13 protein-coding genes are annotated in these 16,288 nt (G+C 25.9%); 7 read left to right on the top strand and 6 right to left on the bottom strand.

The annotated features are described in order from the left end of the window. Positions 1–53 precede the first annotated feature (53 nt). From BINT_RS08230 to BINT_RS08215, 4 genes are all read right to left on the bottom strand, one after another. Positions 54–908, bottom strand: coding sequence for a prephenate dehydrogenase (locus tag BINT_RS08230; protein ID WP_041177352.1), 855 nt, complete (start codon positions 906–908; stop codon positions 54–56). A 34-nt stretch (positions 909–942) separates the two neighbouring features. Next, complete coding sequence (locus BINT_RS08225) at positions 943–2,040, bottom strand: NYN domain-containing protein (RefSeq protein ID WP_014488112.1); 1,098 nt, start codon at positions 2,038–2,040, stop codon at positions 943–945. A gap of 84 nt (positions 2,041–2,124) precedes the next feature. Continuing rightward, positions 2,125–4,287, bottom strand: coding sequence for an ATP-binding protein (locus tag BINT_RS08220; RefSeq protein ID WP_014488111.1), 2,163 nt, complete (start codon positions 4,285–4,287; stop codon positions 2,125–2,127). Positions 4,288–4,320: 33 nt separating this feature from the next. Further along, positions 4,321–5,391, bottom strand: coding sequence for a metallophosphoesterase family protein (locus BINT_RS08215; RefSeq protein WP_014488110.1), 1,071 nt, complete (start codon positions 5,389–5,391; stop codon positions 4,321–4,323). A gap of 455 nt (positions 5,392–5,846) precedes the next feature. On the opposite strand from BINT_RS08215, the gene BINT_RS08210 reads away from it, so the two are divergent. Both BINT_RS08210 and BINT_RS08205 read left to right on the top strand, forming a co-directional pair. Then, positions 5,847–7,544, top strand: coding sequence for a hypothetical protein (locus BINT_RS08210; RefSeq protein WP_014488108.1), 1,698 nt, complete (start codon positions 5,847–5,849; stop codon positions 7,542–7,544). 85 nt (positions 7,545–7,629) lie between these two features. After that, entirely contained in the window at positions 7,630–8,307 is a 678-nt protein-coding gene (locus BINT_RS08205) for an N-glycosylase/DNA lyase (protein ID WP_014488107.1), read from the top strand. On the opposite strand, the gene BINT_RS08200 is transcribed toward BINT_RS08205, so the two are convergent. Next, entirely contained in the window at positions 8,308–9,552 is a 1,245-nt protein-coding gene (locus BINT_RS08200) for a tetratricopeptide repeat protein (RefSeq protein ID WP_014488106.1), read from the bottom strand. A gap of 179 nt (positions 9,553–9,731) precedes the next feature. Between BINT_RS08200 and BINT_RS08195 the strand changes: the two genes are divergently transcribed. From BINT_RS08195 to BINT_RS08185, 3 genes are all read left to right on the top strand, one after another. Continuing rightward, complete coding sequence (locus BINT_RS08195) at positions 9,732–10,502, top strand: hypothetical protein (protein ID WP_014488105.1); 771 nt, start codon at positions 9,732–9,734, stop codon at positions 10,500–10,502. A gap of 103 nt (positions 10,503–10,605) precedes the next feature. Further along, the gene (locus tag BINT_RS08190; protein WP_014488104.1) at positions 10,606–11,721 is read left to right on the top strand and encodes a sialidase family protein; all 1,116 of its coding nucleotides are present in this window, start codon (positions 10,606–10,608) and stop codon (positions 11,719–11,721) included. A gap of 72 nt (positions 11,722–11,793) precedes the next feature. Next, positions 11,794–12,228 (top strand): hypothetical protein, encoded by a 435-nt coding sequence (locus tag BINT_RS08185; protein WP_014488103.1) that lies wholly within the window; start codon positions 11,794–11,796, stop codon positions 12,226–12,228. 515 nt (positions 12,229–12,743) lie between these two features. Here BINT_RS08185 and BINT_RS08180 read toward each other — a convergent pair. Then, positions 12,744–13,811, bottom strand: coding sequence for a M42 family metallopeptidase (locus tag BINT_RS08180; protein WP_014488102.1), 1,068 nt, complete (start codon positions 13,809–13,811; stop codon positions 12,744–12,746). Positions 13,812–14,034: 223 nt separating this feature from the next. On the opposite strand from BINT_RS08180, the gene BINT_RS14690 reads away from it, so the two are divergent. Continuing rightward, positions 14,035–14,316, top strand: coding sequence for a hypothetical protein (locus BINT_RS14690; RefSeq protein WP_148258787.1), 282 nt, complete (start codon positions 14,035–14,037; stop codon positions 14,314–14,316). Between the two features lie 10 nt (positions 14,317–14,326). After that, positions 14,327–16,129, top strand: coding sequence for a hypothetical protein (locus BINT_RS08175; protein ID WP_049783502.1), 1,803 nt, complete (start codon positions 14,327–14,329; stop codon positions 16,127–16,129). Positions 16,130–16,288 lie beyond the last annotated feature (159 nt).

Below are 16,288 nucleotides of genomic sequence, written 5' to 3'. Positions count from 1 at the left end.
TATTTTAAATTATATATTAAGTTATAAAAAATATAAAGATTTTTTCTTTATATTTATAAACTATTATTTTTTATATCAATCCATTCTTTTTTGGTATTATTTGAATGCTGCATAAGTTTTTTTAATTCATCGCGGTTTTTATCTTTTAATGCCTTTTTAAAATCATCTAAGCATTTTATATATTTATCTAAACTATCATATAAATAATCACTGTTGTACAAAAATAATTCGCTCCACATATTAGCATCTATTGTACCTACTCTTGTATGATCTCCCAAACTGTTTCCCTCAAAACCAAGAGAAGGTAAAAAATGATCATGATTAACGATCCCACATGCTACTATATGCATAAGCTGACTAGTAAAAGCTATCATTTCATCATGTTTTTGTGCTGTTGTTTTTGTTATTTTATTGCAGCCTATATCTTTTGAGAGTTTCTCTATTATATTAATATCATTTTCATTGGCGTTTTCATTATTTACTATTATAGCATTTGAGTTTTTGAAAAGAGTTTCGGAAGAATTAATATAACCCCCTTTTTCTTTTCCTGCCATAGTATGAAGTCCTACATATTTTTTATCTTTTGTATTATTAAAAATATCAGTTTTTACTCCGCAGAAATCTGATAGTATTTTATTATTGTCAATTAAGTGTTTATATTTGTTTATAATATCTATTGCTATTGAGGGGATTGTGCATATCATAATAATATCAGATAATTCAATAAACTCTTTTATATTATCATAATTAGAATATCCTTTTAATATATAACCTTCTTTTAAAGCTGAATCTATGTTTTCTTTATTTGTATCTATGGCGTATATATTATAATTTTGATTGCTGTGTTTTAATGCTTTGATTAAAGAGCCTCCCATCAATCCCATTCCGATAACTGTTATGTTTGACATATTATACCTCTGTATTATTCATTATTATTTATTATTATTCATTGCAGATTGTTTCTATTATTTCCAACACTTTATTTTTATCTTTCATTATGAAAGCGTTTCCTTTATTAGTAAGTTCAATAGGAATATCCTTTTTAATTATATAATCTATAAATTTACTTGGTTTTTTAAATTTTGTATTTTTTACAGCACTAGAATTATTTCCTATTTTAAATTTTTTATTTATTTCATTCATAGTGTTAGCAAGAGAAATAACGGCATTTTCTTCATAATTAGAAATTATTTCTTTGAAAGCTAATATAAAATTTTTCTCACTAATTTCATTGCTGGTTAAATTCAAAATTTTAGACATTACATTTTTGAATGTATTTATTTGATTAATATAAAAATCATCATTATTAATTGCAGTTTCTATTCCATTATTATTTAAATATTTAAGAACATTTTTCATTTTTTTGAATTGTGTTTGTTCTATAGCACTTTTACCTTTTTCAAAATTAAAGTCTTCATTTATTTTATTGCATATATCTGATATTGACATCTTTACTGTTTCTGTATTTTGTATATTATATATTTCTAGTACTCTATTATAAAAGAAAGTTAAAAATTCCATTTTATCTATATTATTTTCTTCTTTCTTAGTTTCATTTTCATGCTTTTCTGCTAATTTATAATCCTCAATTTTGAATATATGATTGCATGAATTTTTAAATATACTTCTTTTAGCATTATCAAATACTGTAACTATTCCAACGATCGCACCATATCTTGAAAGTCTATCCATAACAACAGTATAATCAACATCTCTGCTTACAAATATCACAATATCAATTTTTTTATTTATTACAAAATCTTCAAATGCCTCTATTGACGATATCATATCAGCCATATTTTTTGCTTTATTAACAGGCACAGAATAAATGATATCTATATGCATATCCCTTAGTTTTTTAGAATATTTCTTTATGGATTTTGCATCCCCATAAGCTTTTTTTATAGAGTAAAGTATTTCTTTATCTTTTAAATTATTCTTATAAAAAGAAAATATATTATTAAACATTTGTTCAAAATTAACTTCATAGCTTAAATGAGATACATTTTCTAAGTCTATATATATACCTATTCTTTTCATAATACCGCCAATACTTGTATAAGATTATATATATATTTTATAAAGAAATCGATAAAAATACAATACTATTAAAGATAATAAATATTATTTGGATAATTCATGTATAATGGCTTCTTTATAATTTTTCATAATATCCCTTATGAATACATCTTTAGTAAATATTGCTATAGGAATATTATATTTTTTTGAATATTCTCTCATAAATGATAATGCTTCTTTTGTTCTGTTATTATCGAAAGTTATAAAAGGGTCATCTAATAATATTAATCTTCCTGTTTCATGTATTTTTGAAAGTATAGAAAGACGCATAGCTATATAAACGGCATCCTTTGTGGCTGAAGATAATAATTCTACATTTCTCATTTCATTCTGTTTATCTTTTACCATTATTTTATTTTTATCGAATCCAGACATTGAAATTCCATTATCGGATAAACTTTTACCAGTTATATGATTATATAGAAGTTCTGCATCATTTGAAAGAGAATTGAATATATCATCATTTTTTTTATTTATTTTTGAAAGCATATTTTCAAGAAGTTCTAATGCTTTTTTTCTTTTGTTTAAATTTTTTATCTCTTCATTGTTTTCTGCAAATTCACTCTCAAGATTTATTATTTCTTTATGAACATCATCGCTGCTGTTAAGTTCTCCCTGAATATATGAAGCATTGGATATAACTTTATTCATATTTTCTTTTATAGAATTGATTTCTCTTTCTAATTCTCTTAATTTATTTTCTAATGCTTTCATTTCCATTTCATTAAAATCATCAGGATTGACTCCTTTTTCATCAAGCTCTTTTAATATTCTATTGCAATTAGCTTCTAATGTTTTTATATCTTTGAATCCGAATTTTTTTGCTTCTATCATTAGTTTTTTAAATAATTCTTCAGTACTTTTGTATACATTATCAAAATTACTTTTTATTTCATAATAATTTTCTTTGTTTTTTACATTGAGTTTATTAAAGAAATTATTTAATTCTTTTTGATGATTTTCTAAATTAATTATAGCTTCTTCCAATTCTTTTTTATAATTATCTAATTCTTCATCATCATTTTTTTCTAGTATCAATTCTATTTTAGCTAACTCTCTAAGTAATATATCTTTTAAAGCAGATAGTTCTAAATTATCAGATGCTATATCAAGTTCAGGAAGTGAGTCTAATATATCATTTATAAACTTATCATTTTTACCTTCTTTTATAAGTAAGAAAGGTATAGAAGGAAGTATTATTAAAAACCAATATGGATTTTTAAAATATAAGCTAAGCAATGCTGATATTAAAACAACCGCTGCTAAAAATACTATCTTTGGTATTTTATTATTTTTTTCTTTTAATGCATCTATTTTTTTTATTGCTTTATCTATTCTAAGCATTATACTTTGATAGTCTGTTTTATTTCTTTCTTCTGAAGATTTTTGAAGAGATTCTATTTTTCCTTTTAAATATGATATTTTATTTTCGCTTGCATCTATTCTTCCGCTTAGATCATTAATTGTTTTTGAATGGTCTTTTTGAAGATTTATATTTTCTTTTATAAACTGATCTTTTTTATTGAATTCATTTATCATTGTATTGATATTTAATAAATTATTTTTTTCTTTTGCTTTATTTTTTTCTTCTCTTAAAGCATTTAATTTATTATATTCATCAATTTTTTCTTTTAATATACTATTAGTTTCTTTTAATAGTTCATCAAGTTCTTTTAATTTATCTTTTTTATTAACCTCTGTATTAGCTTTGCTGTATAAATCATTAAGTTCTTCTTTTATTTCTTCATTTCTGTATTTTGTATTTTTTAATTGTGCCGGTATTGCAGTTTGAGATTTTCCGGAATGTTCTGCTTTTATTTCTGATATTATTTTACCTACATCTATATCTGAGGCAAATAATTTTTTCTTTATCTCGCTTTCCCAATCTTTGGAATCTTTTTTACTGTCGGACATTTCAAATATTATTTCGCTTTGTCTTATTGAATATAAATTATTATAAGACTGAGGGTGAAGTTTTATACTTTCATCTATTTCAGGTTCTGTATTTATATCTATATCATCGCCGTATCTTAATTTTATTTGTTTAGCGAATGATGAAGTTTTTTTGTTTTCTGAAAATAACAACATCAAAGAATCAAATATAGTAGTTTTACCTGATTCATTTTCTCCGTAAAACAATGTGAGATTATCAGATATTTCAAAAGATTTATTTTTAAACTTTCCGAATTTATTTAAATTTAATATCATTGTAATTTTCCATTTAATATTTATTTTTAATTATTATCTTTTATTATTTTGTAATGCAGTATATAGTTTTTCTATGCCTATTCTTTTTGCAAGTTCAACTATTTCCAAATCTTCTTCATTATTACTATTGAACTCATATTCATCTGCTATAGATAAAAACTCTTTTATAATGCTTTCATTATAGGCATTTTCGAGTAAAAATATATCCGAAGTTTTTATATTAAAGTCCCTTACATATTTTGAATATTTATTTTTTATATTATTTATCTTTTCATCAAGTTCATTTTCATCTTCAGCTATTCCATAAATATTTATGTCTATAATATCGTTTATATCCCATTCTGATGCTTTTTGTTCTATATTTGATATATTATAAATATTGCTTTCATATACTCTATATACTCCGGCATTTTTTATATTTATAAATGTTTTTTTAATAGAATTATTGGCACTGTCAATAGCTAAACATCTTCTTATACCCATTTCTGATTTAGTTCTTCTCCAAACTCTTGCAGAACCTGTGTATATTATTTCTATATTTTCAATATTAACTTCCATTTGTTTATGTATATGTCCTACTATTGCAATGTTAGGATCTATTTTTTTTATTATATCTATTGGTATGCTTGCTGATTCTTCATTTTCCTCTATAGCCCATAATGTACCTTCAACTATTCCATGAGCTATTACTATTCTATTATCAGCATTTAAACTTTCTATCTTTTTGTTTATGTCATTATCTATAATATATTTTTCACTGTAGGGCAATGCTATAATATCCAAGTTGTCAATATTAAAAAAACTTATATCTTCTATCACTATGACATTTTCAGGAAATTTTAATTTACTTAATGTTATGCCTTTAGCCTTTAAGTTTTCATGATTGCCTTTAAGTAGGTACACATCTTTTTGATAATCTTCCATTTTTTTTGAGAATATATCTTTTAATTCCTGCAAATCTTCAAATGTATTGAAAGTATCTCCAAGAAGCATTAAAGCATCATAATCTTTTGCATATTCTATTATCTCATCTAGCACAGAAAGCGAATATTCTTTTTCCTGAACGCTAAGATGTAAGTCGCTTGATATTAATAATTTAGCCATAAAATTCTCTTTTATTATAGTTAATAATATTATAGTTAATAATGATTAATAATTTTTATTGAAACTGTATCTTTGTATTATAAATTAAATATATCAATTAATCAATATTATTTATTTAATATTATAGTTATTATAAACATATGAATTATATTATTATATATAATAATTAATTCTTAAATATACAAAAAATATAAAATATAAGTTGAAAAAATCATATTTATATTATAAAATGTAATTATGTTTGATTTGTTATTTTTTCATTCTCGCTTAGCTATCACAGCCAAGCCAAGCCAAGCCAAGCCAAGCCAAGCCAAGCCAAGCCAAGCCAAGCCAAGCCAAGCCAAGCCAATAATATGAACTCGGTTTATTATCAATCATTAAAAAAAATTTGCCTAAAATTTTTTCAAATATATAAACAATCAATCAATTATATTTAGCAATAATAGGATTGACATATGATAAAGAACTTAATTAATAAAAAATTATATTTGATACTTCTTTTATTGATTCTTATTATAGTTTTGATGATATCTTGTAAGAAGATAAATATACTAGGTCCAAACAATATACCGCCTCCAACTGATTTTAGATTGCCTGAAGACACAATACCCGGACATATAGATGTAAACCCAGTTCCTGCTAAAAACGGTGAAGTATTCGGAGGATTTAGTAAGAAATTCAAATATCAAGGCAAATGGTATATATTAGCTGACTATATGTATAACTATGACCCTAAAAGCAAAACATTAAATCAAATAGATAAAAATATAATTCTTCAAATAGATGATAACGGCAATATAAATGTATATGCTAAAAATGTTAATTATGATACTTTTAGCAGACTAAAATATAATATATCAGTAATAGAAAATGATAAAATTATATATGAACCTTATACATATGGAGGTTTCTCTATGTTACATATTCCTGTAGATTATGAGTTGATTATTACTTCTATACTGTATGACAGCATATATTATACATCATCAGATTTACTTAATTGGCAGACAAATGGTTCTACTAATAATGTACGATATCAAATGCCTTCTCCAAACCCAAATAATCCTAATGAAAGTTTTCAAGGTAAATTTGGTATGAATGTATCTGATTTTTTTCAATTTAAAGATTATATATATCTAATGGGGTTAAGAGAAACTTTTTTGGAGCAAAATCCAACCGGATATAGAAATGTAGATTTAGGACCATATACAGTAAGCAAAAATTATTATTACAGGATACATAAAAGCAAAGATATTTCTGTAGGTGCTAATTGGGAAAAAATAGATAATACTCCTTGGGGAGAAAGAGACAGTTTTATTATTCGTTATGATAAAGATAAGATATATGTTACAGGAGGAGATAGATATTATTATAAACATAATCCTTCTATTAATAAATGGGAGATAGTAATTGAAAGATTTGTCGATGATAAAAGAATATGGTCAACTACAGATGGTTTGAATTGGACTTTAGAGCCTAATTCAGATGCTTATAATAAATCAGAATTTATTTATTATAATCCTTTTAAAGGATTAGATAGATATTTACAAAACAGAGTAAGAACTCCTGAAGAACCTAATTGGATAAAACTTGATAATGGTATATATTATAAATCAGATAATATATATTCATCTTGGAATATTGACGGAAAAGAATATTATTATCCTGAACCTCCTTATGCAGAAATAGATGCAGCATATAATAGAGGCGAAGAATATTTTACTGTTTCAGAAACTCATTTGAAAGGAGCAGGTAAGAATCAATTTTTTGCAGCAAGAGAAAAACCTAATGAATCTGATAGCTGGAAGCTTATTACTCCAATAGATTATACAGATAATTTAATGGTATGGCAGAGCGGCGGTGAGAAAGTATTGCTTAATATTAATAATAAAGTAATACAGCTTGTAGATTATTATCAAATAGAGCTTATGCTTAAAAGCCCTCCTATTCAATCATATCCTGATGTAATTAATGATATTAGAAGAACAGCTAAAATGTACCGAGACGGAACTCATCCTTATGGTAAAGATATACTTAAAGCTATGTATAATGATGCTAGAGCTGATATAGTAGAGGCTTATATGAAGAATTACAAAGAGTATATTATGCCTGATGAGGCTGTTACGCATTATACTGTGGAGTTTAAATATTAATCTGCATGCAATATTGTATATATTGAAATTTAATTTATATAATAGTATCATCTATATGATTTTATATTCAATATAGGGGCTGATTATGGATAAGGAATACGCTAAACATTTGATGGGAATATACAAGGATAAAGTACTTCATGAGAGAATGAAAAGAAGACTTGAATATTTTGAAAGAGTTTTTAAAAGGGATAATGATAAAAGATTATTTGCTGAATTGGCATTCTGTATATGTACGCCTCAAACAAAGGCTAGAAGCGGTGCTGCTGCTATAATTGATTTATATAATAATAATCTGCTTTTTAAAGGAAGTGCTGAAAAAGTAGCTAATATATTAATAAAGCATGTAAGATTTCATAATATGAAAGCTGAAAATATAGTGCTTGCTAGAAAATTATATTTCCCAAATGAAAAGTTTGTATTAAAAGACAGAATTAATGAAGCTTTAAAAAATGATACTATGGTAGAATTAAGAAATGAACTTGCTAAAGAAGTTAAAGGCTACGGACTTAAAGAGGCTAGCCATTTTCTTAGAAATATAGGATTCGGACAAAAGATAGCTATACTTGACAGACATATAATGCGTGTAATGGATAAATTAAGCATTTTGCCTGAAGGTATGACTCCTAAAACAAGCCTTACAAAAAATAATTATCTTCAATGCGAATCTAATTTAGTGGAATATTCAAAAAGCGAAAAAATCCCTATGGAGTATTTAGATTTCGTATTTTGGTATGATGCCACTAATGATATTTTTAAATAATTAGGATATAATATTTTTAATCCTTTCAAATAATGATTGCTTTTCTTCTTTCTGCTGTAATGATTTATAATCTATATTTTCATTATCGCAGAATAGAATAGCAATTTCTATATTATTATTGGCAAGTTCTATAATGTTTTTTAGTATTAAATTCTTTATCTCATTTGATTTATTATTATTGTATAATGTTATAAGTTCAAATGCACATTTAGTATGATTGTTAACATAATAATAAGCTATTGCTCTGTTATATATTGCATGTGCAAAACTATTATTTAATTCTAAAACTTTATCATAATAAGATATAGAAGTGTTATAATCTTTATTATCGAATGCAGTATTTGCTAAATTATAAAGACTATTTATCTGTAAATTGTTTTCACTTTCTTTTTTTAGTTTTTTAAACTCTATTACTTGTTTTTTCATTGTATTTAATTTTTTATTGTATTCTCTATTAAATTTATTGATTCTTTTTTTGGAAGTTTTTATTATTCTATTATTTATTATTATTCCTACAAGAGTAAATATTATTATTATTACAGATAAAAAAGCAAACCAAAAATTTATAACAGTATTAGATGATTTTATAGTTTCATTTAATGAAGTTTGAAGATTTTTATTATAATTATCGAGTACATTTTTTAATGTTGCTTCTAAGTCATTAATAGAAGAGCTTTTTAGTACTATATTATTAGTAGATGTTTTATTGCTTGATATTTGTCTTATTATAGTGTTAGTATAATAATCTTCTTTTGCTATTATAATATTATCTAATGATGGAGCATAATTTGTAATTGAATAATTCAAACTTTTTTCTATTTCTCTATTATGATTGATGTATATATTTCTGAATACTAATATTGCGACTATAAATAGAATAGAAAAATTAAGTATATAATGCTTATGAAAAAAAATGAATAATCTGCTTATATATCTCTTTTTTGAATGCTCTTTTATTTTATCCATTCCAGCATTAGCCATGTTTTGCAACTTTCCTTTAAAATTTTGTTCATCCAAATATTTTTGAAATTTATCTATATTTTCTGATGTGAAATTTTTAGCCTTTTCAAATCCTTTTCCTGCTGTATCTTTTATTTTTTGTATATTTTCTTCGTTTATATATTCTTTGGCTTTATTTGTAATACTTTCTTGTAAGTTTTTTATTTTATTACTTTTTATATTCTTTTTATGATATTTTTTTCTTCTTTTTATATTATTTATTTTTCTTCTGTTTTTTTTATTCATAGAAGTACCCTAAAAATATTCTTATTACTAAAATGTATTAGATATTTACAATTTATGCAAATAAAATTTAATTTTTTTGATGTTATATAACTATTTTTATATTTAAAATATTATGCATTATTGATTTTTTTGTAATTTAATATATTATTGACTATGAAAATTTATAACGGAGATTTTTTATGAAGAAGTTGATTTTATCAGCAATGCTTATTTTTACTTTAAGCACTACATCATTATTTTCACAAAATATAGGAGAGCCAACAGGAAATGCATTTTTAGATTATATGCATGGCAGAAGTTTATTTGGTATTAACTTTGGGCCTACTTTGTATGCTGGTTTATTCGATATAGGTATTGGTATAATGGAGCCTACATTTCAAAATGTAATAAATGATTTTACAGGAGGTAATGCTGGAGCTTATGTTGATACAAAATTAAAGCATTATGCTTTTGGATTAGGATTCAGCTATGATTTTGCTCCTGTTGATTTTATGACTGTTGGGCTTGATATAGGATTTGCAGTTGGTGAAATAAAAATGGATAGATATAATGTTAGTTTTAGTACAGTACCATGGTCATTGAACGTGAAATTTTTCTTTTGGAGAAATGCCCCATTCGGATTTTTCTTATCTCCTAGATTCGGAGGTACAGCACTTTCTATAAGCGGCAGTGCATTAAAAGAAGGAGGTATTTCTGATATATACTCACATGGCGGTTTTTATATGTCTCTTGAACTTGGATGGAGAATACAGTTATTCCCTAAAACAGGAGCTAATTGGCCTGTACAAGTTGGTATAGATATTTCATTATTTGATATAGGTTACTATGTTGCACCTTGGACTTCTCCATTGTTTGAAATATCTCATCTTGCAAGCTTTAAACAGTATGAACCTTTTGCTAATATAAGAGCTTTACTGCTTCCTAGAATTGGTATAACATTGAGATTTTAATTTAATATATCTATCTATCATATTTTTTTGGGCCTGTATATATTTTTATATATGCAGGCTTTTTTATACCGAAAATTATTTTATAAAAAGATAAGGTATTTTTATGAAAATTAATATTTTAAATGAGAATGTTATATTTGAAAATGAAAATTTATACCCAGCTTTTCCTAGCATTATTAAACTTGATAATCATAGATGTATGGTAAGTTTTAGAACTGCTCCAAAAATAAAAAAGAATTATTCGCATCTGCATTCATTAAGTAAAGCAATGCTTGCAATTATTAATATAAATAAAAATAGTGTAGAAAAAGTATTTGAATTTGGCGAGTATGATGAAGCAGCAAAGCAGGATGCACAGCTTTTTAGAATAGATGATAAAACTATAATGGCATACTATTTTAGATATACATTTCATCCTATGAATGAAAAAGAATTATTTAAAGATTATACTTTTATAGAATATAATAATACAATAGCACTTTTAAGCGGAATAGGTATATGTATAAGCTATGATAATGGAAAAACTTTTTCAAAGCCATATATTATAGAAGCTGATAATATGAAGCATTTTGCCGTTAGAGGAAGTATATGCAAAATTAATAATGAAATACTTCTTCCTATATATGCTTATAAAAAAAATATTAATAAAAATAATTGTAAATATCAATGTCATATAATATCTTCTAAAGATTCAATTAATTGGAAGTTAAAAACTTTTTTATGCGAAACAGAGTTTAAAAAGATAAACGGAAAAAAATCAAGAATAGAATATGTTGAACCTTCTTTGCTTAATTATAAAAATAATATAATAGCATTTATAAGAACTCATATAAATAATGAATACGGAGTTACATCTATAAGCTATTCTAATGATAAAGGTAAAACTTTTTCAAAACCTATGTTTACAGATATTAAAGGATACCCTCTTAATCCTCTTATTTTAAATGATGGAAAATTACTTCTTACTTATGGATATAGATTAAAACCTTATGGAATGAGAGCCATTGTTTTTGATAATGCAGATGATATATTCGATATAGATAAAATTAATTACAAAGCGAATAATGAAGAAATTATAATAGATTCTGATATGAAAAGCACAGACTGCGGTTATCCTTGGTGTATTGAAAATAATGGTATAATATCATGCGTATATTATGGTTATAAAGATAAAAATAAAATTAGAAAAATATATATGAAAAGGTTTACATTAATTTAAAAATATTGTATAAAGTAAATATAACTATATAATAATTGATATTAATAGTGATTTGACAGGAGGTATTTATTTATGGATGATAAAGATATTATGGATCCTAATGTTTATCAAATAAAAGAAAATGATTGGAAAGTAGAAGAAAACGGAAACATTATCACTTATAAACTTTTAGCGTACAAATTATCATCTTGGAGCGAGGATACATATTTAGTTGTTAAAGTTAATAAAGAAAATAATAGTAAAGAAATTATAATAGATTGGAATAGTAAAGATTTTGTATTTGCTGAACATAAAGCATTTTTCAGATTCGATGATGATTTGCCTGATAATTTGGATTGTAAAGCTGGTGAGAATAGATTAAGTTCTATAGTTTTAAAACCTGATTATGTTTATGATAATCTTCTTGATTGCAATATGCTTATAATCAGGGCTTCACTTGAAAAGAGTAAAACTACTAGAATGTTTGATGTTTCAAAGTTTAGGGATATAGTAAAAAATAAATTATAAAATTTAAAATATAAAAATGGTATTAGTTTTAAAAACTTAATACCATTTTTATTTTGTATATACTGAAACGATTTCATTTTTCCGACTACTACACATTATGTAATTATTATCAACTTTTTTGCCGCACAAAAAAGTTGCTGCCATAGGCACGCTTCACGAAAACGCAATTCTTAGAACTTTATATTAAAAATATATGTATTAAATGTATGGTATAACCTAAATTTAGACTACACCTTGCCACAGGCACGCAGAGCGAAGGTGGACTTCGTCAAATGCAGTTCTTCGCCGTAGGCGTACTTTGTATGGTTCTCGCCTGCCGTAGGCACACTTCGTGAGGCGGGCTTCGCCTTATACCAATACCGAAAGGTACCTTTCTTACGGCACGCAGAGCGTCGGTAAAAGAACTGGGGTTACCCTTCGGGTACGCTTCGCGGGGGCAAAGCCCCATATATAAAAACAAAAATATAACTTTATTTTTTGACAAAATATAGTCGTTTAGGTATATTTATTAATTATTAAAATTCTTTTATTTTCTCTTTGTTTAAAGTCTTTATCAATGCTTTTGCTATTTCTACAGAAGCAACTATATCATCATAAGAACAATAGCAGTAATGACTGTGTGCATATCTTGTTGCAACACCCAATACCACGCTTGGAGAACCTAAATTAGTTTTATGATAAACAGCTCCGTTAGTAGAACCTTTTTCACGAACTATAACCTGATGAGCCAAATTATTTTTTTTAGCTATTTCTATTGTGTATTTATTTAATCTAGGATTTGTTATCATACCGCCGTCAATTACTCTAAGCTGAGAACCTCTTCCTATAGCACCATGAGCCCTATCACCATAGTAGAAAGTATCATCTGCAGGAGAACCTTCAAAAACTATAACTAAATCAGGCTTTACTTTATTAGCAGCAACGGCAGCACCTCTAGTACCAACTTCTTCCTGAGCTGTCATCATTCCTACTAAGTTAACATCTAATTTTTCATCCTTTAAAGCTTTTAAAGTTTCTATTACACATAAAGCACCGACTCTGTTATCTATAGCTTTTGCACATATGCTTTTAGTTCTGTCATCATATCTGAAATCAACATCAGGTACAATAGGATCTCCTATTTGTATGCCAAATATCTCTTCAGTTTCTTTTTTGCTTCTAGTGCCTACATCAATATACATGTCTTGCAAAGTAGGTAAGCGTCTTTTATCTTCATCAGTCATAAAGTGAGGAGGTTTTGAGCCTATTACTCCTTTAACATATTCGCCTGAAGAAGATTTTATTACAACAGAATTTGATACTATATTTGGTATATGCCAGCCTCCCAAAGGTATAAAAGATATTGTACCATTATCATTTATATGTTCTGCCATAAATCCTATTTCATCTATATGACAATCCAATCCTACTATAGGTTTAGAGCTGTCTATTTTTTGAAGCCCTAAATATAAATTATTGATTGAATCTCTTTCATTGTCTATAAATGAAGTATTCTTTTTTATAATTTCTATAACATCATCTTCAAAACCTGAAGGTCCGAATGCATTAGTTAAATCTTTCATTAAATTTAAAACATCATTCATAAAAAGTCCTTATATAAAATTAAAATTTAATTGCAAATATAATAAATCATTTGAATAAAATATCAATTATTAAAGTATAAATATTAATTTTTATAATAAAATGTTTCAGTAAAAATTATTGTATAATTATAACTTTTATAAATTATGTTGATTAATATAATATTATTCTCAAAAAATATGCAATATAAGTTGAAAAAATAATATTATAATATAAAATAAAATTATGTTTGATTTGTTATTTTTTAATTCTCGCTTAGCTATCACAGCCAAGCCAAGCCAAGCCAAGCCAAGCCAAGCCAAGCCAAGCCAAGCCAAGCCAAGCCAAGCCAAGCCAAGCCAAGCCAATAATATAAATTCTTTATACGATTATCAATCATCAAAAAAAATTTGCCTAATTTTATTCAAAATATTCTATAACATTAAGAATGTAAATAAGATTAATAAATATAAAATTTTAATAAAATTTATTGATAGTAATAATAAAAAATTGTATAATAATACTTGAGGGTTATATTATGAAAAAGAATTTTATTAACAAAAATAAGAAATTTTATTTTTTACTACTTTTATTAATTTTTATAATAGTGCTGATAATGTCCTGTAAAAAGGTAAATCTCTTAGGGCCGAACAATATACCTCCTCCAACGGCATTTCCAATCATAGATGATGAGAAGCCTGAAATACCAGACTACCCAGACCCAACACCAGTTCCAGACCCTCCAGACGAAGGAGATATTGAAGAGAAACCTATTGAAGTAAAACCTGAAGTAGTTCCAAACGGTACAGTATTCGGTGGATACGGAAGAAGATTTAAGTTTAAAAATGACTGGTATGTTTTAGCTACAAATGAATATGAATATAACCCTGAAACAAAAATGCTTAGACAATTAAATAAAGGTGCAGTATTAAGAATAGAGAAAGACGGAAAAACAATAACTAAAATATATAGTCTTAAATTAGGCGATAATTTGGAACAAGCAGAGTATTGGACTAATCTAAATTCAAAGAAATTGATAATAGAAGCAAATAAAGTATTAATACCATCAAACCCTGAACAAAAAGCATACGGATATGATTTATATGAAGTAAAATTTGAAAAACTAAATTTTGATAGTGTTATTTGTTTATATCCTTACTATCCTTTTGGTGTCTATTCAAATTATACTATAGATTTTATCAGCAGAGAATCAGACAGTCTTATAAATTGGGCATACTCGGCAAATAGAGAAAAGAAAACTTATAATATTCCTCAGCCTAATAAAGATAATCCTACTATACAGGGAAGATATGGTGTACATGGTTTAACTTTTTCATCACTATTTTATCTTAATGGCAGATTATTTCTTTTCGTTCAGGAAAGCCCTATGGATACACATCCTGAAGGGTACAGAGATCCTTCTGCACCTAAATTTTTTCATCCTGGAATGAGATATTATAGTGTTGATGTAAATAAAGATACTTCAGATAATAATAATTGGGTAGAACATGAATTTCCTCTACGCAAAGAAAGAGAATCAGATACATATATTTGGTATTATAAAAATAAATTATATGTATTTGAAACTCTCTATATTCATTATTATGAGTATAATAAAAATAATAATCTTTGGAGCAATGCTTTTGAACTTGCTGCAGATGCCACTAAAAGATGGTCAACAGAAGACGGTATAAATTGGAAGGAAGAAAAAGATGTAGATTTCTCTAAACTTAAAATATATAAAACAATAGATAATTATACAGTTCCTTTATTATCATACGAACCTCCTGACGGTACGCCTTTAGAGCCTTCATACACTGAGTTAAACGGCAAATACTACAGAACATTCAACAGCACTTATCCTATGCCTCCAATAAAAGAGATTATGGAAACTGTTGATAGATTTGAAACTAATTTCACCGTTACAGAGGAGCATATTAAAAAGTCTGGTTATTATCAATTACAAGTATCTTCAGTGCCTCCTGATAAAGCACAAGAGTCTGACTGGGTTAATGTTGTGCCTAATAATCAAACGACTTCCTCTATAGGTTGGGAGAGCGGCGGAGCTGATTTATTTACTTTTAATAATAAAATAGTGCGTTTAGTTGATTATGACAGACAGTTTAAACTTAATACTCAATATGAAACGGCCTTGAATCTTTCACAGAAATATTATGCTTTACTTCAGGCTGCAAAAACTATGGAAGATTATAAAAAATATGATTATTATTTCTTGTACTATAAGGCTATGGCTGATATGTTAAAGATAATTAAAGACAATGGCAGCGATTATTTCCGTCCTGATGAGGCTGTTACGCATTATACTTTTGAAATTAATTAATCTGTTATCTTTATAAAAAAATCATAGTGTATATATTATATTTTATATACATTATGATTTTTTTGTGTAAAAAAAATTAATAAAATTCAAATATATATACTACATTTACTACGATTATTTAAAAAAATGTAAATTTTCTAAAAAAAAATGAACTATATA

Source organism: Brachyspira intermedia PWS/A (assembly GCF_000223215.1).
In the GTDB taxonomy this organism is placed as follows: Bacteria; Spirochaetota; Brachyspiria; order Brachyspirales; family Brachyspiraceae; genus Brachyspira; species Brachyspira intermedia.
This window is presented reverse-complemented; position numbering and strand designations above follow the sequence as displayed.